Here is a 25,702-nt window from a genome sequence, read left to right on the forward strand (position 1 = left end):
AGAAGGGCACTAAAATAGAATTCCGTCGCGAAACAATCCGGACCGTTTGCTCGCCCGTATTGACTTGTACGGCCTCGATCACTTTTGAGATGTGGTATGCCCCGGTTTGCGAAGTATGAAGAGAACGAGGAGCCGATCGCCGGTTACCGGTTGGTCGATTTTCTAGGCGCCGGCCAGTTCGGCGAGGTGTGGAAGGCCGTTGACACCGAGTCGGGCATCTTCGTTGCCATCAAGCTCATCGACCTGTCCCACAGCACGAGCGCGCTCAAGGAACTCAAGGCCCTCAACCTCGTCCGCAACCTTCGGCACCCCAACCTCGTCCCGATCTTCACGGCCCGCCTCAAAGACCGCAACGGCAAGGAGCACCCCCTGCACAAGGCCGACGAGGTCAAGCAGAAGGGCCAACTCCGCGAGCTCATCATCGCCATGGGCCTCGGCGACCTCAGCCTCTCGGCCCGCCTCAAGCAGCTCAACCCGGACGGCACCGACCCGGCCGACTTCAAGGGCATCCCGCACGACGAACTGACCTCGTACATGGAGGGGGCGGCCAAGGGCATCGACTACCTGAACAAGACCGATCACGGCCTCGGCAAGGGCGTCGGCGACGGACCGATCATCCACTGCGACATCAAGCCGGACAACATGATGGTCATCGCCGGCGAGGTCCAGATCGCCGACTGCGGGGTGGCCGTCATCATCACCCCCGACGCCCGCCAGACGAAGGCCGCCGGGTCGCCGGCGTACAGCGCCCCGGAGCTGACCGGGAACAAGCCCGTCCCGGGCACCGACCAGTATGCCCTGGCCATCAGCTACTACGAGCTCCGGACGGGCAAGCTCCCGTTCGACGAGAGCATGGGCCAGTTGTCGATCATGCTCGCCCACGCCGAGGGCCGCCTCGACTTCGCCAGCCCGGTCCTGTCCGAGTACGAGGTCCGCGTCCTCAAGTGGGCGACGGCCGTCCAGCCGAAGATGCGGTACGCTTCGTGCATCGACATGGTCCGGCAACTCACCCGGGCGAAGGACGACCTGCCGCCGCTGTCCCCGGACCAGATCGGGGTGAAGTCCGGCGTCGTCGCCGTGCCCCTGAACCGGCCGAAGCCGCCCGAACCAAGCGGGCCGAAGTCTGTCCCGCCCGGCGCAAAGACGAAGACCGACACGGACCGGAGTACGCAGGAGTTCGAGGTCGGTGGGGCGCAAGACGACCTCCGGGGGACCGTCATCCCGGACTCGGACCGGATGCTGCCCCCGAGCCGGTCGGGGTTCGAATTGCCCCCGGTCGCTCCTCCCACGCCGCCCGACGCGCGGCCGAACCCGGCCGCCAAGTACCAGGCGTCGCAGTCGGACATCCTCCTGCCGCTCGACGAGACCGGCACGTCCGACGACGAGTTCGATCCGGACGCCGACGATTCGGCCACGCCCGTGCCCACTCCCCTCACTCGCCCTTTAGCCTCCGACTTGCCGCCGCCGAAGGTCGAGCGGCCGCGGATCAACAAAGACCCCGATGACCCGGGGGGGAAGTTTCTCGGGACGGTCGAACTCGACGACGACCTCAAGAAGATCATCCGCGAGTCGGGCCCGCTTGGGTTGCCCGCCGTCGCGGGGCCGAGCGCGGCCCCGCCCGTCAAGCGGCCGGCTTCGAATCCGGTCATCATCCCCCCCGTCGCCCCCGGCAAGCGGTCGACCCAGTACCCGCGGGAGACGCCTGCCGCCCCCGAGGTCGAGGCCGAAGTCGAGCCGGAGACGGAAGAGCCGAAGTCCCTTCCCACGTGGGCCCGGGAAGCCGAGCAAGCCCGCCAGCGGTCTACGGACACCGTCCCAGCGGCCCAGTCCAACAACTGGAAAAGTGCGCCACCCATGCCGAAGGCGGGCGGTGGCCTGCCCGTGAAGTTGCTGATCGGCGGCGTCCTCGTTGGCGGCCTTGCTGCGGGCGGTTTTTTCCTCTCTCAAGGCAGCAAACCAGAGGTTGACCCCCCCCCTTCGTCACCACCCCCGCCCACTCCGGCCGTCGTAACCGTTTCGCCGCCCCCGCCCCCACCACCGCTCGCAGACGATCGGGTCAAGGACCTGGTGAAGCCGATCGACGACCTGATCGCGAAGAAGGACATCGACTCCTTGGATTCGGCCGACAGACTAACGACCCTTCTCCCTCAGGAGCCGGCCTTCGAGCCCGATCGCGTACGCCTGAGAATCGAGATCGGTAAGGCCCGCGTTGTGGACATCGAAGCCCTGCTGGGGGGCGAGAGCAAAACCAACGCACTGCTCGACACGGCCGCAGCGCGGGTCGAGAAGCTTACCGGGGACGATCTCAAGAGGCTGAAGGGGCAGATCGAGAAGGAGAGGATCACGCTGGCGGTGCAGTCGCTGGAAGGCCGCAGTATCGAGCGATTCACCCCCGCAGTGAAAGAGTTGTTCCAGCGGTGGCCCCAGGCGGACCTGCAGAAGGATTTGGCCCACAAGCTGATCGCCCTGGGCGATCGATTGGGCAAGGCCGACTATCAGAAAGCCATTCTCGATGCGGTGGCCCCGACACCCGCCTTGTTCGCGGAAATGGTCGATACCAAGGCCGATCGTGACAAGGTTTTCCGGTGGCAGGCGGACGCCCTGAGCGGTGCCTTGACGGCGGCTCGGAATGCGATCACGACGTTGGGCCAAGCGACCGATGCCAAGCCCACCGACATCGACTCCGCCCAGAAGGCCGTCGTCGCCCTCCAGGACGCGGTGACGAAGGCAGGCAAGCCATTCGGGGCTCTTTGGGACCCGAACGCCATCAGCCCGGACATTCTGGGCTTCCTGCCCGCGGCCGAGGCGTGGTCGAAGGCGCGGGCCGACAAGTCGCCCGACCTGCGGCCCTTCGCCAAGTTCTTCCCGCCCGAGGCGGGGGCCGTGCCGCCCTCGCCGGCCGGCCCATTCGCGATGGAGTACCTACGACTCGCGGGTGTCACGCCTCCGTTGCCGGTCGCCAACCTCCGTGCCGTCCGCGACAACGCCCGCTCGCAAAAATGGCCCGGCATGACGGAAGCATATCAACAGCGGATCGACACGCTGTTCCAAAACGCTCTCGCGGTCCAATTCCGCGAGGCCCTGTCGGCCCCGGTCCCGGACTGGCCTGCGGTCCGTGCCCTGATCGGCACCGGCCAGGACCGCGCGCACGGGTGGGCGAAATTCGCCGCCGCTGAAGACGCCCTGATCGCCGGGGGCAAACGGGACGACGTTCTGAAGTTGCTCCGCGAGGGGGAAGAGTTTTCCCTCACCGCCGACGCCACCGCCGCCGACCGGAAGGTGTACCTGGCCTACCTGCGGGCGGTCGCGGCGACCGGCGGCAAGGACGACGCGGCCGCGGAGGCGCTGGTGCAACTCTACCGGCCGACGGCGGACGTCTTGCCAAAAATCTTGAAGCCGGCACACCGTCAAAAGGCGGCCGCCGACGTGCTGAGCCTGAACGCCATCCCGACCCCGCCGCGGATGGGCACCGACCCGACCCGGCCCGGCGAACTGGAGTTCAAGAACCTCCTGACCGAGCGGCCGAACCCGTACGCCGCCAACCCCAAAGCCCTGGAGCGGTTGGAAATCGCCCAGCGGTTGGCCGGCCAAGATCACCCCGAGTGGGCGTTGCACGTCGCCCTCCTGACCGAGGCCACGGGCAACGGGCGGGACGCCCGGGCCGCCGCCGCCAAGGTGAAACTCGACGACTCGAAATTGCCGACGGAGACGGTCCCCGTTGCACTCGCCTTCTACCTCCGACGGGCCGCCGACCAGAGCCTCGTGGATGCGTTCCGGTTGCCGGCGTCCGCCGCGGCCGCCCGGCTCGCGCTCCGCGCGGTCGACGCCAGTTTCGGGTCGCTCAAAACGACGAGGGAAGTCACGAAGACGGAGGACGGGTACAACGAGTTAATCCACACCCTGATTCTCGACAAGGCCCCGACCACCGGCGGCAGTTCCGACGACGCCCTGTCGTTGCAGTTGTCGAAGATGCGGGCGGGCCAGTTGCCGAACGACGCGGCGGCGAAGGCCCTCGACCGCCTGATCGACGACATGGTCCAGAACCGCTCCACGAAGTCCCCCACGCACCCGGATTTGGCCAACGCCTACGGCTTCCGCGCGATGCTGACCGTGTGCCGCTTCCTGATCGTGATCGGCGATTACCGGAAGGCGGCCCCCCTCCCGGGCGGCGGAACCTTGAACGACGCCGACCGGTCTCGCAAGTGGGAGCAAATCTTCGAGGACGCGGATCGGGCGATCCGCGCGGACCCGAGCAACCGCATGGCCTATCAAGCCGTCGCGTACGCGATCGCGTCCGAGTACGGGGCGTACGAGTACTTCGCCCCCCCCGACGACAAGCACCGCCCCACGACGAGTTTCGCCGCCGACCCGAAGCACGTGGCGAAGGCCGTCGAGGCGTTCAAGAATGCGTGCGACCCGGCCCTGATGCAGACCCGGAAGGACACGTCCTTCTGGCTGCTGCGGGCCAAATTCCTGCAGATGGCCGCCCACGACTTCGCGGCCGCCGGCCAGGTGCCGGGCGAGCCGGGCCCGGCACTCGCGAAAGTGACGGCCCTTCTCGACGACGCGACCACGGCCGTCCAACGGGCCGACGAGGAGCGAAACCCCAAGGGCACGAGTCGAAGTGAGAAGCGGTACGACGAGCCGCTCCGGTACGGGTGCATTCTCGAAGACCTCGCCCGCCTCAACGGGGGCACCTCGGCCGGGCCGTACGAGGCGGCCCTCAAGGAGATGAAGTTCGAGGGCGACACCCGCAAGGACCCGGTGCACTTCGAAGGGCTGATCGACTCGGCCCGGTGTACGATCCGGGGCGTTCAGACCGGCGCACTCGACGTGGCGAAGTTGTCCAACGCAAGCGCCTGGCTCAAGGAGTTGGCCGACGCCGACTTGAGCGAGAAGGCCAAGTACTGCGGGCGGAAGGGTCAATACTGGCAGAGCGTCCTGTACCACACCCAGAAGAAATATGCGGAGGCGGATAAGGCGTTCGAGAAAGCCGCGAAGGACTTCAAGGCCAACCTGCCGAACTTCCCGTTGGAAGTTAACTTACTCGCCGCGAGTCTCGCCCACCGGGGGGAGAACGCCCTCGACGCAGTCGCGGCCGAGAAGATGACCGAGGCCGCCGCAAAGGAGGTCATCGACGCCTGCGTGACCGACCTCCGGCAACTCCTCCAGCAAGGTGCAAAAGACTTTTGCGCCCCCGCGGTCGCGTTCGTCCCAGACTACCTCCTGGGACGCTTGGCTGTCGTGAAGAAAGAGGACACGGAGGCGACCCGCCGGTTCCGAATGGTCCTCGACACGGTGCGGGACGCGAGCACCCGGGGAGCCCTCCGCGTCGAGGACGGCTTGCCCCTGCGGGCCCTCGCCCACGGCTTCAGCCGGCTCAGCGTGAACGACCGGGCGGCGGGCAAGCAACTGCTGGAGAAACTCGACGGCCAGTTCAAGTGGGCGCTCAGTGCTGACGACCGGAAACTCGTCGCCCAAGTCCTCGTGCCGGCGAAGTAGTGATCTCATCGCGGACGGGCTATGCCTGTCCGCGTCCCCTTCAAGTTCGATCCGGGCAACAAAAAGAATCTCGGCACGTCTGGGCGTTCGCCGCGAATCCCGTTGTTACTCACAACGGGAACAAAGTCGGAGATGGCAGTGCTCGCGATTTGGCGTAGCACACGCCCCACGCTTCCGAGTACGAACGGCCGGTGATGCAGCGGCCGACTGGGCACGCGATTTGCTTAGAACCCCGACATGAAACCGAGTCGTCGCTATCCGATTGGGGCGGAAGCCTCTTCCGAGGGTTCCACCCACTTCCGCGTCTGGGCTCCCGACCGCAAAAAGGTTGTGCTCGTCATCGAGCAAGCGGGGAACCCTCAAGCCGTTCCGATGCAGGCCGAGGACAACGGCTATTTTTCCATCTCCGCCCCCGCCGGCGACGGAACCCGTTACCGTTTCGAACTCGACGGCGAGGGGCCGTTCCCGGACCCCGCCTCGCGGTTCCAACCGGAGGGACCGCACGGGCCGTCACAAGTCGTCGATCCGACACGTTTCCGCTGGACGGATTCCCAATGGCGGGGAACCGAACTGCGCGGCCAAGTGGTGTACGAACTGCACGTCGGAACCTTCACCGCTCCGGGAACTTGGGCGGCGGCCACAGAACAACTCGCGGAGTTGGCGGCCGTCGGCATCACCTGCCTGGAAGTGATGCCGGTGAACGATTTCTGCGGTCGCTACGGCTGGGGGTACGACGGCGTCAACGAGTTCGCCCCGACGCGGCTCTACGGGACGCCCGATGACTTTCGCCGCTTCGTCGATGTCGCCCACGCACACGGTCTGGGCGTCATTCTGGACGTCGTTTATAACCACCTCGGGCCAGACGGCAATTACCTGGAGCAGTACGCGAAAGACTACTTCACCGACAAGCACAAGACCGACTGGGGGAAGGCCCTCAACTTCGACGGCGCGAACAACCTCGCTGTGCGCGAGTTTTTCACCGCGAACGCGGCTTACTGGATCGACGAGTACCACCTCGACGGCCTCCGCCTCGACGCCACCCAGAACATTTACGACGACGCCCCGCCGCCGAAGCACATCCTCGCGGACATCGGCCGGGCCGTGCGGAAGGCAGCCAACGGGCGGGCGACGATCATCGTGAACGAGAACGAGTGCCAGCACTCGGAACTCGTGCGGCCGACCGACCGCGGCGGCTACGGCCTCGACGCCCTGTGGAACGACGACTACCACCACGCGGCCCTCGTCGCGCTGACCGGCAAGGCGGAAGCGTATTACCACGACTACCGCGGCGACGCTCAAGAGTTCGTGTCGGCGATCAAGTACGGCTATCTCTACCAAGGCCAGTGGTATTCCTGGCAGGAACAGCGGCGGGGGCACGCGGGCCTCGACTTGCCGCCGCCCGCGTTTATCAACTTCCTGGAGAACCACGATCAGGTCGCCAATTCCGGCCGCGGATTACGCGCTCACCAGATGACCAGCCCCGGCCGCTACCGGGCGATGTACGCGCTCACGCTCCTCGGCCCCGGCACGCCGATGCTCTTTCAGGGGCAGGAGTTCTCGGCCGCGACGCCGTTCTTCTATTTCGCCGATCACGTGCCCGAACTCGGGAAACTCATCCGGGCCGGCCGGATCGAGTTCTTGCACCAGTTCACGAGCCTGAAAGACGCCGACATGCTGGAGTATCTCGCCTGCCCGACGGCCGAGGCGACATTCCAGGCGTGCAAGCTCGACTTCCGCGAGCGGGAACGGAACCAGCCGGCGTATCAACTCACGAAAGACCTCCTCAAGCTCCGCCGCACCGAACCGGCTTTCCAGGCCCAAGCGACCCGCGGAGTCGATGGGGCGGTGTTGGGACCGCAGGCATTCGTCCTTCGCTACTTTCAGCCCGATGGCGACGATCGGTTGGTGCTCGTAAATCTCGGCCGTGAGTTGCGGCTGGAAACGTGCCCCGAACCGTTACTGGCCCCGCCGTTCGGGTGCGAATGGTCGGTGCTGCTTTCGACCGACGCGCCTCAATATGGTGGTAGTGGCTCGTTCTCGCCGGAAACGGTCGACAAGGGCTGGCGGTTGGCGGGCGAGTGCGCCACGGTGCTGACCCCGCGGCCAGAGACGAAACCGAAAGTGAAGAACTCGCCCAGCACAGGAGAGGCCCGATGACCGCCACGACGACCGAAATGCCCGTTCGCAACATCGCCGGCCTCGACCTCTCCCGGATGCTCGACCGCGAGTGGCTGGTCACGAACGGCCTGGGCGGCTTCGCCACGGGGACGATCTGCGGGGCGTCCACGCGCCGCTACCACGGACTCTTGGTGGCGGCCCACCCCGCCCCGCTCGGCCGACTGATGATGTTTAACCACCTCACGGAACAATTCCGCTTTCCCGATTTCTCGGTGGCCAAGTTCGGCGGCGTCGAGAAGGCCGGGAGCAAGTTGGAGATCCACGGGGCCGACGTCCTCACCGACTTCCGCCTGGACGCGGGCTTGCCGATCTGGCGGTTCGAGTCCAACGGCCACGTGATCGAAAAGCAGTTGTTCATGCCCTACGGCCACAACACCGTTCACGTCATCTACCGCCTGCTCTCCGGCCCCGGCCCCGTTCGACTCAAGTTACGGCCGTCGGTCCACTTCCGCGACTATGACGCGCCCGTCAACATCCCGTTCGCCGGGCCGTACAAGTTGATCGCGAGTCAGGGCGTGTACGAGATTGAGGGGGAACATTCCGGCTACCCGAACCTGCGACTGATGCTCGACGGCGAACACGCGGCCCTGACGGTGGACGGCATGTCTGAGGAAGACGTGCTGTACCGCGTCGAGGAAAATCGCGGGTACGAGGGCATCGGCACGCTCTACAGCCCTGGGCAATTCCGCGTGAACTTACGCCAAGACCGGCCGGTGGTGCTGAGCGCGTCCACGGAACCGTGGGCACTCTTCCAGGCGGTGCCAGCCGGAAAGGCCCTCGAACTGGAGCGAGCGCGGCGGACCCGCCTGATTGCCGAAGCCGATGCACAATTGCAAACCGGGTTCGGGGCGGAACTCGTTCTTGCGGCCGATCAGTTCATCATCACGCCCGCCACCCGCCCGGCTGACATTGCCCGTGCCACGGCCGCCGGGGTGGAAGCCCGCACGATCATCGCCGGCTACCACTGGTTCACCGACTGGGGCCGGGACACCATGATTAGCCTCGAAGGGCTAACGCTGGTCACCGGCCGCCACGCGGAGGCGAAGTACATTCTGCACACGTTCGCCAACCACGTCCGCAATGGACTCATTCCGAACTACTTCCCCGACGGGGCGAACAAGGGCGTCTACCACACGGCCGACGCGACGATGTGGTTCTTCCACGCCCTGAGCCGTTACATCGCCACCACCGGCGACCGCGAAACACTGCGGGAGTTGCTCCCCACCCTTCGCAGTATCATCGCGCACCACGAATCGGGCACCGACTTCGGCATCGGCATGGACCCGGCCGACGGCCTGCTGAAGCAAGGGGCCGAGGGCTACCAACTCACCTGGATGGACGCGAAGGTGGACGGCTGGGTCGTCACTCCGCGGCGCGGCAAGGCGGTCGAGATTAATGCCCTCTGGTACAACGCGCTCGTTCTCCTGGCCGGGTGGTTGAAGCAAGAAGGGGAGGCCGACGGCGAGCGAATTCAGAAGTTGGCCAACCGCGCGCAGTCCTCCTTCAACGAGCGGTTCTGGAACCCGGCGGCGAACTGCCTGTTCGATGTCGTAGACAAAGAAGGTGGCGGCAACGACCCGGCGTGCCGGCCGAATCAAGTGTTCGCGATTTCACTCCCGAACCCCGTGCTGCACCCGAGCCGGTGGGCGGCCGTGATGGAAGTCGTCGAAAAGAAATTGTTCACGCCGGTCGGCCTTCGGTCGCTGGCACCCGGAGAGCCGGATTACAAGGACAAATACTACGGCGACCTGCGCTCCCGGGATGCGGCGTACCACCAGGGGACGGTGTGGGGCTGGCTCATCGGCCCGTTCGTAGACGCCTGGAAGAAGACGAACCCGCAGCACGTGGCCAACTCCCGCCGGTGGCTGGCCGGCTTCGAAAGCCACATGTCCGAGGCCTGCGTTGGCAGCATTAGCGAAGTCTTCGACGCCGAATCGCCGTTCACGCCCCGCGCGTGCATCGCCCAGGCGTGGAGCGTCGCGGAAGTCGCCCGGTGTTGGGCACAGTCGTCGACCGGTGGAGGGGATCGGAAGATGAAGGGGTGAAGGGGTGGCGTGGTGATGGAGTGAAAAAGCAGCGGACCGAGTCTTCTCACCCCTTCACCACGTCACCCACTCACCCCTTCATCTTCTCACGGAGAAAGCCATGACCGACGACGCCCTGTGGTACAAAGACGCGGTCATCTACGAGCTTCACATCCGGGCCTTCCACGACAGCGACGGCGACGGCCTCGGCGACTTCCCCGGCCTGACGCAGAAGCTCGACTACCTCGAAGACCTCGGCGTCACCGTCATCTGGCTGCTGCCGTTCTACCCGTCCCCGCTCAAGGACGACGGGTACGACATCGCCGACTACATGACGGTGAACCCGCAGTACGGCACACTCGACGACTTCAAGGCGTTCCTGGCCGACGCCCACCGCCGCGGGATGAAGGTCATCACCGAACTCGTCATCAACCACACGTCCGACCAGCACCCGTGGTTCCAGCGTGCCCGCCATGCACCGAAGGGCAGTTCCGAGCGGGACTTCTACGTCTGGAACGACACTGACGACAAGTACCCCGGCGTGGGCATCATGTTCCCAGAGTTCGAGCCGTCCAACTGGGAGTGGGACCACGTCGCCAAGCAGTATTACTGGCACCGCTTCTACCGCCACCAGCCGGACCTGAACTACGACAACCCGGCCGTCTGGGACGCGATCTTCCCGGTCGTCGATTTCTGGCTCGGCCTCGGCGTGGACGGGATGCGGCTCGACGCCGTGCCGTACCTGTACGAGCGCGACGGCACGTCCTGCGAGCACCTGCCGGAGACGCACAACTTCCTGAAGAAGCTCCGCGAGCACGTCGACGCCCGGTTCCCGAACCGCATGTTCCTCGGCGAAGCGAACGCCTGGCCGGAGGACATGGTCGCGTACTTCGGCGACGGCGATGAGTGTCAGATGGCGTTCCACTTCCCGCTCATGCCGCGGCTGTTCATGGCCGTGCAACAAGAGGACCGCTTCCCGATCATCGACATCTTCGCCCAGACGCCGGCCATCCCGGACAATTGCCAGTGGTGCCTGTTCCTGCGGAACCACGACGAGATGACGCTGGCGATGGTGACGGACGAAGAGCGCGATTACATGTACCGCGCGTACACGACCGACCGGCAGGCGAAGTTGTTCCTCGGCATCCGCCACCGCCTCGCCCCGCTGCTGAAGAACGACCGCCGCCGCGTGGAACTCATGAACGCGCTGCTGTTCAGCTTGCCGGGCAGCCCGGTGATCTATTACGGCGACGAAATCGGCATGGGCGACAACATCTACCTCGGCGACCGGAACGGCGTCCGCACGCCGATGCAGTGGAGTTCCGACCGCAACGCCGGGTTCAGTCGGGCGAACCCTCAGCGGCTGTTCCTGCCGATCGTCAGCGACCCGGAGTATCACTACGAGGCGATCAACGTCGAGGGGCAGCAGAACAACCCGAACTCGCTGCTCTGGTGGATGAAGCGGATGATCGCCCTGCGGAAGCGGTTCCAGGCGTTCGGCCGCGGCACCATCGAGTTCCTGAAGTCCGACAACCCGAAGGTGCTGGCGTTCACGCGGCTCTACGAGAAGGAAGTGATCCTGGTCGTCGCGAACCTGTCGCGGTTCGTGCAACCCGTCCACTTGGACCTCCGCGACGGGGCCGGGCTGACGCCGGAGGAACTGTTCGGCGGTGCGTGGTTCCCGCCGATCACGGAACAGCCGTACCCGCTGACGCTGGGGCCGCACGGCTTCTACTGGTTCGCACTCGCCAAGCACGAGGCGGGCGTCCCCCGCGGCCCGGGCCGGGGAACGGGAATCGTCTCGGCGGTCCGCGTCCACGAGTCGTGGACCGAACTGACCGACGGCATCGGGCAGGACGATCTCGAACTGGTGCTGCCGGCGTTCCTGCAATCCCGGCAACCCGGGGCGGGGCCGACGATCATCACGGCCTGCCGCATCCTCCACACGTTCGCGATCAACCCCGGCGGCCGCGAGGTGCGCCTGCTGATCGTCACCGTCGAGTTCCGCCTCGGCGTGCCGGAAACCGTCTTCCTGCCGGTCGCGTTCCTGGCCGACGGCGTGCCGGAACCGACTCTCGTTCCGGTCGAAACCGTCACCATCGCCGCCGTGCAGGGACCGCGGCCGGGTCGGGTCATCGACGCTCTCGCTCTCCCGGACTACTCGGCGGGCGTTATCGAGGCGATCCACCAGAACCGCACCTTCGCCGTGCGGGCGGGGAGCGTCCGGTGCGTGTGCGAGCCGGCACCGGAAGAGTTGTTCCACCCCGATCCGAAGGAGGCACCTCCGGTCCTGACCTTCAGTGACCGGAACAACCTCTCGGTGAAGTTCGGCCAGCAGTTGGTGCTGAAGTCCTTCCGCCGGGTGGAGGCGGGCCTGAACCCGCACTTCGAAATCGCCCGCCACCTGGCCGAGCAGAAGGTCACGAACTTGTCCGTGCCGCTTGTCGGCCACATCGAGTGGCAGCGGTCCGGCGTAGAACCGGCGACGCTCGCCGTCCTGCACCAGTACGTGCCGAACCAGGGGACGGCGTGGGAACTGAGCTTGAGCCAACTCAGCCTGTACTTCGAGCAAGTCGCGGCCCTCTCGCAAGAACAACGGCGGGTACTACCCCCGATCCGACCGCTCGACGAGCCGATCCTTGAGACGGACGCCACGGCCCAACTCCTCGACTTGATCGGCGGCTACCGCCTCTGGGCGCGACAACTCGGCACGCGCGCTGCGGCACTGCACGCGGCGTTGGCAGCGCCGACGGCCAACGCGAACTTCGCCCCCGAACCGTTCACGAAGGTTTACCGCCGTTCAATCTACCAGGCGATGCGAACGATCGCGTCGCAATTGTGTCAGCGGTTGGAGCGGGAAATGCCCACCCTCCCCGAGAGCGTGCAGGCCCCCGCCCAGGCGTTGCTCGTGTCGAAGGATGCCTTGTTGACGCGGTTCCGCCAAATCCTCGACTCGGCGATCGACGGCTACCGCATCCGCATCCACGGCGATTACCACCTCGGACAGTTGCTCTACACCGGCAACGACTTCATGGTGGTTGATTTCGAGGGGGACACTAGCCGGACGATCGGCGAGCGCCGCATCAAGCGCTCGCCGATCCGCGACATCGCTTCCATGCTCCACTCGTTCGACTACGCCGCCCGGGCGGTGCTGTACCAACTGGGAACTACCAAGAGTCGCGCCCCCGGCGTGATCCGTTCGGAAGACGTGCCCGTTCTGGAATCGTGGGCGGACGCATGGATCAACGTCGCCGGCCGTGAGTTCTACCACGCTTATGCCGAGCACCCGCACACCCCGCCGCTATTGCCGACGAGCCGGGATGCCCGCGAAACGCTCTTGCAACTCACGCTGTTGGACAAGTGCCTGCACGAAGTCGATTACGACTTGAACACCCGGCCCGCGTGGGCAGCGATCCCCTTACGGGCCGCGGTCCAATTGCTCCAGCAAGAGTTCCCCGCACCAAGCTAAGAAGTCGGGTAGGGAACTCGTTCCGTCAACGCCCCCTCGGCTGCCGGCGAGTCAGGGGATTCCACACAAAATCGGACCTCTTCAGCCATTTCTGTCAGGTTTAGCAGCAACTTGTCCCTCGTTGGTATCCAACCTGCAAAGACAATCGCGGGTGACACTTTGTCCCCTTCCGAAACCCTCCCGAGGAATTTGTCATGGCCAAAAATATCATTCGCGTGTTCGCCACCCGGAGTGCCGCCGAAGACGCCGTCCGCGATCTGCGGAAGGCCGGCTATACGGACAACCAGATCAGCTTGATCGGCAAGGATTCGCAAGGGCACACGGTAAACCAAGACGGGGCCGGTACCGATGTCACCACCAAGCGCGTCTCGGAAGGGGCCGCGCTCGGCGCGGCAACCGGGGCGGCCGGCGGGGCGCTGGTGACACTCGGCCTCCTCACAGGCGTGATCCCGGTCCTCGGCCCGGTCGTGGCCTTGGGGGCACTGGGTACGACACTGCTCAACGCCGCGGGCGGTGCCGCCGCCGTTGGACTGGCCGGGGCTCTGACGGGTTGGGGCGTGGCCGAAACCGACGCCAAGTATTTCGAAGATGAAGTGAAGAACGGGCGGTTCATCGTCGCCGTGGAAGCGGACGCCAACGAACCGAACGCCCACAAGGTCTTCACCCAACACCGCGGCTACGACCGGACGACGGCCCCCGTCTCCACCTTCTAACACCGGCAGTGAAAGCAGCGAGGCGGCGGGTTTCAACCCGCCGCCTCGCTTTTCCCGAGGACGTAGAACTTACCCTCGCTTCAACTCTTTCCGCAACATCTCGGCCTGCACCGGCGTGATGGCGGGCATATCGGTCGCTTCGAGGTGGGTTCGGAACAACACGACACAACGGTCGCGAAGGTCGTAGACGGCCCCCGGTTCGAGAACTGTGGGCGGGGCGTCGTCGTCAGAAGTGTCAAACAGCCGCTCCCAGCGGTGGTGCGGGTTCGTCGGCGGGAGCACGAACGGAATCGTATTCGCGTCGGCGTTCAAAAGCATGAGTAAGGTGTCACCGACGATCGGATCGCCCTCGTCATCGACTTCGCCGATCAGGTCGCCCGCCAGACGGATGCCGAGGCACTTCACGAAGCCGCCCCAGTCGTCGTCGGTCATGTCCTTGCCGGTCGGGCCGAAGAACGACACATCGGTAATGCCCTCGCCGCGGATCGACCGGCCGGAGAAGAACGACCGCCGCTGCAACACGGCCTGCTCGCGGCGGACCTGCGTCACCTTCCGCACGAAGGCCAGGAACTTCTTCTGGTCGTCGGCCAAGTCCCATTTCAGCCACGAGAGTTCGTTGTCCTGACAGTACGTGTTGTTATTCCCGTTCTGGGTGTGGCCGAACTCATCGCCCGCGAGGAGCATCGGCACGCCCTGCGACAGCACGAGCGTGGCCATGAAGTTCCGCTTCTGCCGTGCCCGCAAAGCGATCACGCCCGCGTCGTCGGTCGGCCCCTCGTGGCCACAGTTCCACGAGTCGTTGTTGTCGGCCCCGTCGCGGTTGCCCTCGCCGTTGGCGTCGTTGTGCTTGCCGTTGTAGCAAACGAGGTCCTTGAGCGTGAACCCGTCGTGGCAGGTGATGAAGTTCACGCTCGCATAAGGCTTGCGGCCGCTCCATTCGTACAGGTCGGGGCTACCGCACAACCGCGTGGCCATCGTGCTGGCAAGCCCGCCGTCGCCCTTCCAGAACCGGCGGACGTCGTCGCGGTACTTGCCGTTCCACTCGGTCCACCCGGGCGGGAAGTTGCCGACCTGATAGCCCCCCGGCCCCACGTCCCACGGCTCCGCGATGAGCTTCACGCCGTTGAGGATCGGGTCTTGGTGGATGATGTCGAAGAACGCGCCGAGTTTGTTGACCTCGAACAATTCGCGGGCCAGCGTGCTGGCGAGGTCGAACCGGAAGCCGTCGACGTGCATCTCCGTCACCCAGTACCGGAGCGAGTCCATGATCATTTGGAGCACCTTCGGGTGCTGCATGTTCAGAGTGTTGCCGCACCCGGTGAAGTCCATGTAGTACCGCGGGTCTTCCGGCGAGCACCGGTAGTAACTGAAATTGTCGACGCCCCGCCAGGAGATCGTCGGCCCCATGTTGCTCCCCTCGGCGGTGTGGTTGTACACCACGTCGAGGATGACTTCGATACCCGCCCGGTGGAGGGACCGGACCATCATCTTGAACTCGTGGTCGGCCGGGAGGCTGTTGCCTGGCGCGTCATAACCCGCCTGCGGGGCGAAGAAACTGAGCGTGTTATAGCCCCAGTAGTTCGACAACCCCTTCTCGATCAGGTGACGGTCGTTCAGGTAGTGGTGGACGGGCAGGAGTTCGACCGCCGTGACGTTCAGATCCTTCAGGTGGCGGATGGCCGCCTCGGTCGCCAGGCCGGCGTAACTGCCTCGCAGGTTTTCCGGCACATCCGGGTTGAGTTTCGTGAAGCCCTTGACGTGGACTTCGTAGATGACGGTCTTGTGCCACGGCGTGCGCAGCGGGCGGTCGTCGCCCCAGGTGAACGCGGTATCGACGACGGCCGCCAGCGGCGCGAACGCGGCCGAGTCGCGTTCGTCGAAGGAGAGATCGTCCTTACCGATGGTATACCCGAAGAGGCTGTCGTCCCACCGCACGTCCCGACCGATCAACTTGGCGTAAGGGTCGAGGACGATCTTATTGTGGTTGAAGCGGTGCCCCTTAGCCGGATCGTAGGGGCCGTGAACGCGATAGCCGTACAGTTGGCCCGGCAGCACGTCGACGAGGTAGCAATGCCAGACTTGATCGGTGCGCTCTTTCAACTCGATGGTCTGACTCGGCGACGTGGCGTCGGGGTTATCGAACAGGCAGAGTTCGACCTTGGTGGCGTGTTCCGAGAAGAGGGCAAAGTTGACTCCTGCTCCGTCCCAGGTGGCCCCAAGGGGGTAAGAACGGCCCGGCTTGATGCGCATCGAATCCTCGCGTGAGTTGGGATCAATCGGTGTTCAGCGACGTGCATCAGCGATTTTCGTGCCGCCGTCGCCCGAGTTCAAACGAATTCGGTGTCGGATCGATCAGAAAGTTGCTCTCGCCGAACGACCGGTTCACCACGTTTGCCGCGTGAATCAACGTGATCCTGGCATCGGATACTTCTTCGCCTCGTCATCCAACACCAACACCCAGTCCACCGTCTCGCCCTTGTCCGGCGAGACGAACACTCGTTCGCCCGTGTTCGGGAACGTGCCGACGGCCTTCGCCTTGCCGTCTCGCGGGTCGAACCACCACGCCTTCACCTGCGGTCCCTTGATCGCGTTCATGCGAACCTTGAAGTTCCGCCCGACCGGCGCGTAGACCATCGCGTAGGTGCCGTCGGTGTCCCGGGTGGCCGTGAAGCGGTATCGCCCCGCACCCGGCACGGCCGTGGGCACCGCGTCCGTCACGACGAGGGTGTCGTCGGGGATGCGCGTCAGAATCGGTCGCGACTCGATCAGCCACCGGCCGAACTGCATTTGCCCTGCCCCCGGTTGTTGGATGGCTTCCGCCCACGGGAGGAGCGGGTTGTTGATCGGCTTGCCCCGTTTCTCGTCGTAGAACTGCCAGACCGAGTGGTGCCCGTAAGTGTGGCCACACGCCCCGCCAAACAAATCCCAGTACAGCGGGCGTCGCGTGTCGGCCGCGGTCGAGTGGCCGAACTTCTTCGCGTCGAACGAAACCGGGTGGTCCTCGTACACCGGCTCGCCGTCAATCACCGGCTTGATCGGCGTGCGGTCATAGTCGGCCCGCGTCTGATCGTACCGGCCGGTGAATTCCACGGCGTGTCCGTTCTGCCGCATGTTGAAGTCCAGCCACGGCTCGTCGTGCAGCCACTTCGAGGAACCGCTCCCACCGGGCGGGTGCCAGGTCATCAGGTGGCCGCCGCCGTCGCCGCGGCGAAGCCCTTTCGCCATCGCGCGGATGATCTCCTTCTGCGCGTCATTGTCGATGGGCCGGTCGCCGCCGAGAATCCAGACGAGGCCGGCGTCCTTGTACCGCTTGCCGAGCCATTCGCCGTAAGCCTCGGCGTTCGCGGCGGTGAAGATCGGCTTGCGCCCGTTGTTCGTGTCGTGCCAGTACCGGCCCCACGTCGGCAGGAAGCCGACGTACAGCCCACGCTTGTTCGCCTCCGCGACGACTTCGTCGACGTAATCCCAATAGTCGTTCGCGGGGCCGTCCTGAACCGCCGGCTTGGTCGGGTCCAGGTCGGTGAGTGGCAGGTGCCCGTAGGCATTCGGCTCGGTCGGGCCGTCGAATTCCGCGATCGCGACGGCCTGAATGACCGTGAATCCTTTCTGTGCACGGTCATCGAGATAACGAGCGGCCTCTTCTCGCTTCAGCCTGTGGAACAACTCCCACGCCGTGTCGCCGAGCCAGAAGAACGGCTTGCCGTCCTCGCGGACCAAGAACCGCTTGTTGTCGGACACCTTCAGCCGCGGCAATGGGTCGGCACGCACCGCCGGGGCGAGAACGACCGCGAGAAGGATGCCGAGGCCCAGACGAGAGAGGGTCATGTCGGTGTCACCGAAGGGAGGAGAGTTGGCAGGGAGGTTTCGACATTCTGGGCGGCCACGACTTTATTTCAACGGACGCCCTCCCCACCCGCGGCGGGATTTGTTCAAATAGCAGGTATGCCCTACGCCTCGCTCTCGGAAGTCGATCTGCTCGACCGCCTGCACGCCGGCGACCAGGCCGCCCTCGCGGAACTGTTCGCCCGCCACCGCGACAAGTTACGGCGGATGGTGCAGGTGCGGATGGACCAACGGCTCAACGGCCGGGTGGCCGCATCGGACGTGCTGCAAGAGGCGTACATCGACGCCCTGAAGCGGTACCCGCACTTCTTCGACAAGCCGAACCAGAACTTCTTCGGCTGGCTCCGGTTGGTCGTCGGCCAACGGCTCGCCGACTTGCACCGGGAACACGTCCTGGCGAAACGGCGGGACGTGCGGCAAGAGAAGCCGATGAACGTGCCCGTGAACCCCGGCACGTCGGCCTGCCTCGCGGCGATCCTCGTGGCCGGCCTGACCAGCCCCAGCGGCGTCGCCGACCGGAACGAGCAATACTTGAAATTGGAAGCCGCCCTCGACGAACTCGACGAGGTGGACCGCGAAGTGCTGGCCCTGCGGCACTTCGAGGAGTTGTCGAACACCGACACCGCCAGCGTCCTCGGCATCCAACCGGCGGCGGCGAGCAAGAGGTACGTGCGGGCTCTAACCCGGCTGAAGCAAATCCTCGAAGGGGTGGCGTAGCGCGATCGCGTCCACCGGGCAAATCAGTACGCAGGCCGCGCACGACGCGCAGTCGCCTGGCCGCGGCAGCCACGGCAACCGGCCGCACGTCTCCAGGCAGAGCGTCGGGCAGACGGCCACGCAGTCGCCGCACCCGGTACACTTCGTCACGTCCACGACCGGCAGTTCCCTCATTCCGCGGCCCCCTCTTCCGCGAGGTCGATGACCGTCTCCCGCGGTTTCGGCAGGGGAACGTCGGCTTCGCCCGTTGTGCGATCGATACGCGATGCCATCAGCCCACCGACGAGGTCTTCCAGCACCGGCCGCGACAGGGGGGGGAATAGCACGAAGCGAGCGCCGAGGTCGAAGGCGGTCGCGGTCCAGGCGACCCGCTCGTCCTCGTTCAACTTCACGTCGCTGACGAGGGCCGTCGCAACGTGCGGGTGCCGAAGGTGAACGTCCGCGAGCAAGACCAGCGGCGCGGCCGGGTCGTTCGCGTGCGGGTCCAGTTGCGCGAGCAGCACCGTGGGCCGCGGCTCGCGTAAGAGCGCCAGGCACGCGCCGGTCTGCCGGACTTCCTTCAACAGCCAGCGGTGGTCGCTCGCGAACTCGGCCAATTGCTTGCCGAGCCAGTCGTCGAAGGCCAGCACGATCAACTGCGGGTGCCGCATTGTCAGCCTTCGGGCGTGAGGATCAACTGCGTGTAGACCACGTCGAGCCAGCGGCCGAACTTGTACCCCACTTCGCGAAGGTGTGCGACCCGCACAAAGCCGAGCGACTCCTGGAGGGCGAGGCTGGCCGTTTGCGTGGTACACGCCCCGCCGAGGATCGTGTGGTGCCCGGCGGCCTTCGCCCGCTCGATCAGGTCGAGGGCGAGTGCCCGTCCGAGGCCCAATCGGTGGCAGTCGTGCCGGATGTAGACCGACGCTTCCACCGATCGGGCGTACCCGCCCCGCGGCTTCCACGGCGACAGAGAGGCCCAACCGAGAACTTCCTGGCCCCATTCCGCGACCGTCACCGGGTGGGCGGCGGTCCGTTGCTGAAACCACGCGAGGCGGTCCTGCTCCGTGTCCGGTTCGAGTTGGTACGTGCAGGTCGAGCGCTCGACGTAATAGTTGTAGATCGCCCGGATCGCTTCGAGGTCGGCGACTCCGGCGAGGCGAATCGTCGCGTCGGTCGTGGGCGGCATGTGTCTCCCCGCGTAGTTCAAAGTCCCGTTGCCGCGTCGCGTTGCTGCCTCTACTTTAGCACTTCTCTCGACGCGGGACATTCGCGGCGCGGCGACGACACACCACCCGGCCCCGCCGGGTTTTTTTACGCCCTTCTCCGAGGTGACGCATGGCCGACATTACGCAAATGTTCGCGGCGGCGGTCGAACGCCACCAGGCCGGCGACCTGACGGAAGCGGAGCGGATTTACCGCGCCATCCTCACCACGCTGCCGAACCACGCCCCGACGCTGTGCAACCTCGGCGCGGTCCTCGCCCGCCGCGAGCAGTACGAGGAAGCGTCGAAGTGCTACGCCGTCTGCCTGGCGACGACGCCCGGCTACGCCGACGCACACTTCAACCTCGGCAACCTCTACCGGCGGCTCGGCCACAACCGCGAGGCCGTCGGCCAGTACCAGGGCTGCCTGAAGTCCAACCCCGGCCACGGCAGCGCCTACTACAACATGGGTCTGTCGCTGATCTCGCTCGGGGAACTGTCCGCCGCGATCGAGTGCTTCCGCCAGACCATCGCCATCGAACCGCAGCACACCGACGCCTACAACCGCCTCGGCGACACACTCTTGCGGATCGGCCAGTTCAACGACGGGATCGAGCAGTTCCGCAAGTACGTCTCGCTTCGGCCGGACGACCCTCGCGGCTACAACAACCTCGGCCTCGCGATCGCCAACGCCGGGCGACCCCAGGAAGCGGTCCCGCTGCTTCAAAAGGCGATCGGCCTGAACCCGAACTACCCGGACGCCTACAACACGCTCGCGCTCGCTTACGAAGCCCTCGGCCGGAAAGACGAGGCCGCCCAGAATTACCGCGAGGCCGTGCGGCTAAACCCGAAGTTCGCCGACGCCTGGAGCAACCTCGGGACGAACCTCACCGAACAGGGCCGGGCCGACGAGGCCATCGCCGCCCTGCGAACGTCGCTCGAAATTCGCCCGCACACGCAGGCGATCGACAGCAACCTCCTGCTGACCCTGAACTACTCCTCGCACGTTTCGCCGGAAGACGTCGCGGCCGCTCACCGGAAGTACGGCGAGACCTACGCGCCGACCGCACCGCTGTCGCCCGTGCCGAGCGACCCCGACCCCGACCGCCGGTTGCGGATCGGCTACCTTTCCGGAGACTTCCGCCAGCACACAGTCGCGGGGTTCATTGAACTATTGTTGACGAACCACGACCGTGAGAAGTTCCACGTCAGCGCCTACGCCCACGTCCCGCGGCCAGACGACGTGACGGCGAAACTTCAGAAGTTCGCCGACCGCTGGCGGTTCGTCAACGGCCAGACCGACGAGCAAGCCGCCGCGACCATCCAGGCGGACAAGATCGACATCCTCATCGACTTGAGCGGCCACACGGCGGGCAACCGCCTGTCGATTCTGGCGGCCCGCCCCGCTCCGATTCAAGCGACGCTCTTTGGCTACCCGAACTCGACAGGACTGAAGGCCGTCGATTACCGCATCACGGACGAAGTTTCCGACCCGCCGGGGATGACGGAATCGCTCTACAACGAGCGACTGCTCCGACTCGCTGGGCTCGCGTGGGCGTACCAACCACCGGCGGACGCCCCGCCCGTCGGCCCCCTGCCCTCGTTGACGAGCGAGACGTTCACGTTCGGCTGCCTCAACAACGCCGCGAAGTATTCGGATGCGTGCATTGACGCCTGGGCGAAGCTCGTCGCGGCCGTGCCGAACGCGAAGCTGGTGCTACTCGCTGGGCAATCCGAAGGCGGTGCCGAACGCCTCGTCGAGAAGTTCACCGCGGCCGGGCTGACGAAGGACCAACTTCAACTTCTGATGCGATTGCCGCGGCGAGATTACTTCGAAGCCTACTCGCGGTTCGACCTGGCCCTCGACCCGTTCCCGTACAACGGCGGCGTAACGACATGCGACGCGCTCTGGATGGGCGTGCCGGTCCTGACCGTCGCGGGCGGCAGCTACGTCTCGCGACAGGGCGCGAGCATCCTCACGCACGTCGGCAGTACGGAGTTCATCGCCGAGTCGCCGGAACAACTCGCCGAAGTCGCGAAGATTTGGGCGTCGAACCGCGACATGCTCGCCGACATCCGTGCCGCCCTGCGACCGCAGGTGGCGAAGTCCGTCGTCGCCGACGGTAAGGCGTACGTCCGCAACCTCGAAGCCGGGCTGCGGCAGGCGTGGAAGGAGCGGATCAAGGCGTGACGAATGCGGTGAGTCTCGACCTGACACGAGGGCTACCGGCTACTTCCGATTCGCTCGCGCGACTGCGAACTCCTGAGGGGATATCATCGGTTGAACCATCTTGGGATCGTGAGCCGTCTCCTTCGCGCCGACGTCCCAGGGGCTACCGCCGAGCCACTCCGTCGATTTCCCCTCGATGGTGAGTTTCCCCTGCGTCTGATCGATGGTGACGACGGCCCACAGGGCGTCCTTGTATGGGCACGTGCCTGCGAGAACAGGGTACTTCTTGTGCGTTTCGGCGTCGTAACTCATGTGGCTGTGCGCGCCCAGGTAGTAGTACGACGCACTGTTGACCTGCACGTGCGGCACGTCGTCAATTTTCTGGACGTAGTTCATGTGGTGGTGGCCCGAGAAGACGGCGGCCACCTTCGGCCCCTTCGCGTTTGCCGCCTTTAGCACGGCCCGCACCTCGGCGTGGTTCTCGATCGCTTCGAACGGCTGATCGTCAAACGGTTGGTGAACCAACACGACGACCGGTCCCGCCGCGGTGGCGAGTTCCTTCGCGAACCAATCGAGTTGGTACTTTCCGATGAACCGCTTGTACCCCTTCGTCTTCCCGCCGGGATCGTTGCCGTCCAGGACGACGAACCGGACGCCCGCCTTCTCGAACGAGTAATAGCGACCGGGCATGCCGAAAAACGCGACGGTCTTCTCGCGGGTAAAGCCGCCGTCCATGTCGTGGTTGCCGAGGACGTGGTAGCGGTCGCCCGCGAACCGCTCGAACGCCGCGAGGAACGGCCGATTCGCCGGCTTCGGCGTGCAAAAGTCCCCGAGCTGGCACACGAAATCGACCTTCCCGGCCGTCATCGCATCGGCGAACGCCGTCACGCGGGCCACGCCGTCCGGCACGAGGTCGTGATGAACGTCGGTAATGATTCCGAACCGGAGGGGCGTGGAAGGAACGGCCGCGGTCGCCTTCGGGAACGCGGCCGTAAACACGGCGAGTGGGGCGGCGGCGAGCAGACCGCGTCGGGTCAACATGGTGGAAGGTTCTCGGTTGACGGAGTGAAAAATGCAGGCTCGCGTGCCCATCCCTCGCCGCGCGTCGGTGACACCCGGCGAGAGATCAATGACGGAGGGGACAAAAGGAGTTAGAAGTCGCCGTTCGGTTGACCATCGGCCCGCTCGCCGGCGCGGCTCCAGACGCCCGCGTCTATGCCGTTCGTGACGAACCGAACGGACCCGTCGCCCAGGAGGGCGTTCACCCCGCCCGTGTGCTTGCTGGAGTACCCGAACTCGACCTTCTTCTTCTCGGCCACGCTCGTGTCCAGGGCCTTGTAGTTCGGCAGCACGGCCGTCGTCCCGAGGAACTCCGAATAGTCCCAGCGATCGTCAACGGTGTCACTCCCGAAGTACCAGTGGTCCTTGCGCGACTCGTTGTCCGTCTCGGCCGCGGGGTAGGACCCGAAGAACGAGAGATCCGGCACGGCCTCGCTGACGAACACCGTGTTCGACAACCCGTCCGTGACCCCGGCGAAACGAACGCGGTTGATGAGGATGAACGCCCCGCCGGCGGCGACGTGGGTCGTGTTCGCGACTTCGTCGTCGATCAACAGACCGGAACAGTTACCGAGGTAGCTCGCGGGGACCCGCTTGGCGACCTTCCAGTTGCCCCGCGTCGTTTCCGGGGTCTGGGTGGGGAGGCCGGCGGACGGGCACTGGAACACCGACAGGTACGCTTCACACGCCGCGATGTTCCGCTCTGCGGTGCTCGTCGAAGTCGCCGAGGCGTTGGCGTACGGCGTGCTGGCCGCCCAGTTCGCGTTGATGACGTTCTCGGGCTGAACGCTCATGGCCGCGTCGAGCGCCGACTGTTCAAGGTGGGCCGCGATGAACGCGCTCCAACTGGCCCCGTTCGGCTCGTTGACAACCGCGCCGGATGAGTTGAGGAGATAGCCTTCCAGGCCGGGCGGCAACTTCTCATTGACGCCGTGGTAGCTGTGCAGGGCGAGGCCGATTTGTTTCAGATTGTTCGTACACTTCGCCCGCGCCGCCGCCTCGCGGACCTTCTGAACAGCCGGCAGCAACAACCCGATCAGGATTGCAATGATCGCAATCACGACCAGCAACTCGATGAGGGTAAACCCGGAACGCGGACGAGCCATGAATGAATCCTCGCACAACGAGATAAAGGGAGCCGATGGGATCACTTGTAAGAGGCCTTCGATAACGACGGCGGTGGCGGCATGCCCGCCGTCTTCAGTTCGAAGGTCAGCGACGTCGCCGGGAGTCGCACCGTGGCGGACGTGTTGGACGTGCTCGGATCGAGGTAGGCCGCCGAGAGTGTCTCCCGGGCTCCGCCCTCGCCCGGCTTCGCGTCTGGTTGGGGCGTGTCCTTGGCGTCCAAGATGCGCGAGAACGAAATGCGATAGTCGCCGGCCGTGAAACCCGAGACGGCGTCGGCAACGAGCGTGAATTCCCCGGCCGCGTTCGTCACGACGCGACCGTAGTTGTTCGTGCCGAGCTTGGCGCCCGGGTCGGCCGGCCAGAACCCGACGATCACACCGCCCGCGGGCTTACCGTCAAGCGTGACCTTGCCGTCGATCGACGCCAATTGCGGCTTCGACGAACACCCGGCGACGAAGGCCAACGTGAGCACCGTCGTGAAAACTGTTCTCGACATCTGTAGAACCCCTGACAGCATTTTCGACTTCTGTGTATATCAGATTGCCGCGATGATTAGGTCTCATGTCACACCGGCCGCCCGGGCCGTGCATGTGAAAGCTATCGAGATCCCAGAAGGCGCCGCTTGGCCACACTGCGACACGGCTAGCGCGACGGCTTGACCTTCGCCGTCGTCAATCCCACGGACTTCCCGTCGAGTTTCCATTCCGGTGAAACGGCGACACCGAGGTGCGTCAGGGCGGTTACGGCGGTGTCCACCACGCCGACATCGGACGTGATTTCACCCGGTGCGACGGACGGCCCATTGACGATGAAGAAGATCGTCCGGATCTCCGGGACGTTGGCCCCGTGTGACTTCCCACGCCCGCCGTGGTCCGTCGTCACCAGGGTCAGCCAGTCTTCGTTCGCGAAATTTTTCCGAGCCCGAATGGCCTTGAGGATCGCCCCGACGTGCGCGTCGGTATCGGCGATTGTCTTCAGGTATTCGGGTACCGTCGGGCTGAATCCGTGCGAATGCCCGGCATGGTCTACGTCGTCGAAATCGACGAAAACGAGATCGGGGTTCTGCTCCGTCAGTTCTTTGACCGCCGCCGCAGCGGTCGCTACATCTGTCTTGTTGGTCAGTTTCACGTCGGCGGACTTGACGATGTGGGTGTGAATCGGAGCCCACGTGGCGAACGACGCGGTTCGCAGTTCGGGCTTGGCCGTTTTCACGCGGTCGAGAAAGCTCGGGTAATCGGCGATGTTCTTTCCTTCGAAACTGTTGTCCCGAACGCCGTGCTTGTCCCGCCACACGCCGGTGAGCATGCTAGACCAACCGGGGCCACTAACCGTGATGTCACCCGTTTGAGCCGCTTCGGTGTAAGCACCCCTGCTCCGGAGACCGTGAAGGTTCGGGGCGTCGGCCTTCAGCAAGGCGTCCGGCCGACAACCGTCGATGCCGATGAGAAGTAGTTTCTTGGCGGGCGGCTCGGCCCCGCCCGCCACGGTCGCCAGCACCACCACTCCGAACAAAACTGGAACCCAACGTCCAGACATTGAACTGCTCCTGCAACAGATCGCGAATCTGTCATCACCAAGCCAAATCTGTTATATCTTGACTCACACAGTCGTGTCAACGACAAACTCAAGAAAATCACAGGCCTAGCATTTTGGCCATGAATTACTTAGGAAACGTGTACAACTCGTGTAGAATCGATGGCTTGGCTGGTGATACA

16 protein-coding genes are annotated in these 25,702 nt (G+C 65.2%); 7 read left to right on the plus strand and 9 right to left on the minus strand.

What is annotated here, in order from left to right; translation table 11 throughout:
* Positions 1–96: 96 nt before the first annotated feature.
* The 5 genes from PX52LOC_RS33215 (at position 97) to PX52LOC_RS33235 (ending at position 13,886) form a co-directional block, all read left to right on the plus strand.
* Complete coding sequence (locus PX52LOC_RS33215) at positions 97–5,502, plus strand: serine/threonine-protein kinase (protein ID WP_149114108.1); 5,406 nt, start codon at positions 97–99, stop codon at positions 5,500–5,502.
* 237 nt (positions 5,503–5,739) lie between these two features.
* Positions 5,740–7,659 (plus strand): malto-oligosyltrehalose trehalohydrolase, encoded by a 1,920-nt coding sequence (treZ, locus tag PX52LOC_RS33220; protein ID WP_149114109.1) that lies wholly within the window; start codon positions 5,740–5,742, stop codon positions 7,657–7,659.
* Positions 7,656–9,725: an amylo-alpha-1,6-glucosidase gene (locus tag PX52LOC_RS33225; protein ID WP_149114110.1), complete on the plus strand. Its 2,070-nt coding sequence runs from the start codon at positions 7,656–7,658 to the stop codon at positions 9,723–9,725. Before treZ ends, PX52LOC_RS33225 begins: the two co-directional genes overlap by 4 nt.
* Before the next feature lie 100 nt (positions 9,726–9,825).
* Positions 9,826–13,173 (plus strand): maltose alpha-D-glucosyltransferase, encoded by a 3,348-nt coding sequence (treS, locus tag PX52LOC_RS33230; RefSeq protein ID WP_149114111.1) that lies wholly within the window; start codon positions 9,826–9,828, stop codon positions 13,171–13,173.
* Between the two features lie 194 nt (positions 13,174–13,367).
* Complete coding sequence (locus PX52LOC_RS33235) at positions 13,368–13,886, plus strand: hypothetical protein (protein ID WP_149114112.1); 519 nt, start codon at positions 13,368–13,370, stop codon at positions 13,884–13,886.
* 69 nt (positions 13,887–13,955) lie between these two features.
* On the opposite strand, the gene glgX is transcribed toward PX52LOC_RS33235, so the two are convergent.
* Positions 13,956–16,136 carry a glycogen debranching protein GlgX gene (glgX, locus tag PX52LOC_RS33240; protein WP_149114113.1) on the minus strand — a complete coding sequence of 727 codons (2,181 nt, stop codon included), beginning with the start codon at positions 16,134–16,136 and terminating at the stop codon, positions 13,956–13,958.
* A 153-nt stretch (positions 16,137–16,289) separates the two neighbouring features.
* On the minus strand, positions 16,290–17,711 hold the full coding sequence (locus PX52LOC_RS33245) for a glycoside hydrolase family 140 protein (RefSeq protein WP_178132588.1): 1,422 nt from the start codon (positions 17,709–17,711) through the stop codon (positions 16,290–16,292).
* 117 nt (positions 17,712–17,828) lie between these two features.
* Here PX52LOC_RS33245 and PX52LOC_RS33250 point away from each other — a divergent pair, with 117 nt between their 5' ends.
* A complete protein-coding gene (locus PX52LOC_RS33250; protein WP_149114114.1) occupies positions 17,829–18,446 on the plus strand; it encodes a sigma-70 family RNA polymerase sigma factor in 618 nt (205 codons plus the stop codon).
* On the opposite strand, the gene PX52LOC_RS33255 is transcribed toward PX52LOC_RS33250, so the two are convergent.
* Genes PX52LOC_RS33255 through PX52LOC_RS33265 form a run of 3 tightly spaced genes read right to left on the minus strand, consistent with a single transcriptional unit; the run spans position 18,408 to position 19,614 of the window.
* Positions 18,408–18,620: an ATP-binding protein gene (locus PX52LOC_RS33255; protein ID WP_149114115.1), complete on the minus strand. Its 213-nt coding sequence runs from the start codon at positions 18,618–18,620 to the stop codon at positions 18,408–18,410. The genes PX52LOC_RS33250 and PX52LOC_RS33255 overlap by 39 nt on opposite strands.
* A complete protein-coding gene (locus tag PX52LOC_RS33260) occupies positions 18,617–19,096 on the minus strand; it encodes a hypothetical protein (protein ID WP_149114116.1) in 480 nt (159 codons plus the stop codon). The genes PX52LOC_RS33255 and PX52LOC_RS33260 overlap by 4 nt, the downstream gene beginning before the upstream one ends.
* A 2-nt stretch (positions 19,097–19,098) precedes the next feature.
* Positions 19,099–19,614 (minus strand): GNAT family N-acetyltransferase, encoded by a 516-nt coding sequence (locus tag PX52LOC_RS33265; protein ID WP_149114117.1) that lies wholly within the window; start codon positions 19,612–19,614, stop codon positions 19,099–19,101.
* Between the two features lie 149 nt (positions 19,615–19,763).
* On the opposite strand from PX52LOC_RS33265, the gene PX52LOC_RS33270 reads away from it, so the two are divergent.
* Positions 19,764–21,821 carry an O-linked N-acetylglucosamine transferase, SPINDLY family protein gene (locus PX52LOC_RS33270; protein ID WP_149114118.1) on the plus strand — a complete coding sequence of 686 codons (2,058 nt, stop codon included), beginning with the start codon at positions 19,764–19,766 and terminating at the stop codon, positions 21,819–21,821.
* A gap of 39 nt (positions 21,822–21,860) precedes the next feature.
* Here PX52LOC_RS33270 and PX52LOC_RS33275 read toward each other — a convergent pair whose 3' ends face one another.
* The 4 genes from PX52LOC_RS33275 to PX52LOC_RS33290 all read right to left on the minus strand — a co-directional run bounded on the left by PX52LOC_RS33275 (position 21,861) and on the right by PX52LOC_RS33290 (position 25,523).
* Positions 21,861–22,841, minus strand: a complete 981-nt coding sequence (locus tag PX52LOC_RS33275; RefSeq protein WP_168219364.1) for a metallophosphoesterase family protein — start codon at positions 22,839–22,841, stop codon at positions 21,861–21,863.
* 110 nt (positions 22,842–22,951) lie between these two features.
* A complete protein-coding gene (locus PX52LOC_RS33280; RefSeq protein ID WP_149114120.1) occupies positions 22,952–23,965 on the minus strand; it encodes a DUF1559 domain-containing protein in 1,014 nt (337 codons plus the stop codon).
* Between the two features lie 41 nt (positions 23,966–24,006).
* Positions 24,007–24,483: a hypothetical protein gene (locus PX52LOC_RS33285; protein ID WP_149114121.1), complete on the minus strand. Its 477-nt coding sequence runs from the start codon at positions 24,481–24,483 to the stop codon at positions 24,007–24,009.
* A gap of 146 nt (positions 24,484–24,629) precedes the next feature.
* Complete coding sequence (locus tag PX52LOC_RS33290; RefSeq protein ID WP_149114122.1) at positions 24,630–25,523, minus strand: alkaline phosphatase family protein; 894 nt, start codon at positions 25,521–25,523, stop codon at positions 24,630–24,632.
* Positions 25,524–25,702 lie beyond the last annotated feature (179 nt).

It is taken from the genome of Limnoglobus roseus (genome assembly GCF_008254045.1).
GTDB lineage: Bacteria > Planctomycetota > Planctomycetia > Gemmatales > Gemmataceae > Limnoglobus > Limnoglobus roseus.

Bases quoted from the DNA above. Each gene is read 5' to 3' on its own strand.
- PX52LOC_RS33215 (WP_149114108.1), top strand. From the start codon at position 97: ATGCCCCGGTTTGCGAAGTATGAAGAGAACGAGGAGCCGATCGCCGGT.
- treZ (WP_149114109.1), top strand. From the start codon at position 5,740: ATGAAACCGAGTCGTCGCTATCCGATTGGGGCGGAAGCCTCTTCCGAG.
- PX52LOC_RS33225 (WP_149114110.1), top strand. From the start codon at position 7,656: ATGACCGCCACGACGACCGAAATGCCCGTTCGCAACATCGCCGGCCTC.
- treS (WP_149114111.1), top strand. From the start codon at position 9,826: ATGACCGACGACGCCCTGTGGTACAAAGACGCGGTCATCTACGAGCTT.
- PX52LOC_RS33235 (WP_149114112.1), top strand. From the start codon at position 13,368: ATGGCCAAAAATATCATTCGCGTGTTCGCCACCCGGAGTGCCGCCGAA.
- glgX (WP_149114113.1), bottom strand. From the start codon at position 16,136: ATGCGCATCAAGCCGGGCCGTTCTTACCCCCTTGGGGCCACCTGGGAC.
- PX52LOC_RS33245 (WP_178132588.1), bottom strand. From the start codon at position 17,711: ATGACCCTCTCTCGTCTGGGCCTCGGCATCCTTCTCGCGGTCGTTCTC.
- PX52LOC_RS33250 (WP_149114114.1), top strand. From the start codon at position 17,829: ATGCCCTACGCCTCGCTCTCGGAAGTCGATCTGCTCGACCGCCTGCAC.
- PX52LOC_RS33255 (WP_149114115.1), bottom strand. From the start codon at position 18,620: ATGAGGGAACTGCCGGTCGTGGACGTGACGAAGTGTACCGGGTGCGGC.
- PX52LOC_RS33260 (WP_149114116.1), bottom strand. From the start codon at position 19,096: ATGCGGCACCCGCAGTTGATCGTGCTGGCCTTCGACGACTGGCTCGGC.
- PX52LOC_RS33265 (WP_149114117.1), bottom strand. From the start codon at position 19,614: ATGCCGCCCACGACCGACGCGACGATTCGCCTCGCCGGAGTCGCCGAC.
- PX52LOC_RS33270 (WP_149114118.1), top strand. From the start codon at position 19,764: ATGGCCGACATTACGCAAATGTTCGCGGCGGCGGTCGAACGCCACCAG.
- PX52LOC_RS33275 (WP_168219364.1), bottom strand. From the start codon at position 22,841: ATGTTGACCCGACGCGGTCTGCTCGCCGCCGCCCCACTCGCCGTGTTT.
- PX52LOC_RS33280 (WP_149114120.1), bottom strand. From the start codon at position 23,965: ATGGCTCGTCCGCGTTCCGGGTTTACCCTCATCGAGTTGCTGGTCGTG.
- PX52LOC_RS33285 (WP_149114121.1), bottom strand. From the start codon at position 24,483: ATGTCGAGAACAGTTTTCACGACGGTGCTCACGTTGGCCTTCGTCGCC.
- PX52LOC_RS33290 (WP_149114122.1), bottom strand. From the start codon at position 25,523: ATGTCTGGACGTTGGGTTCCAGTTTTGTTCGGAGTGGTGGTGCTGGCG.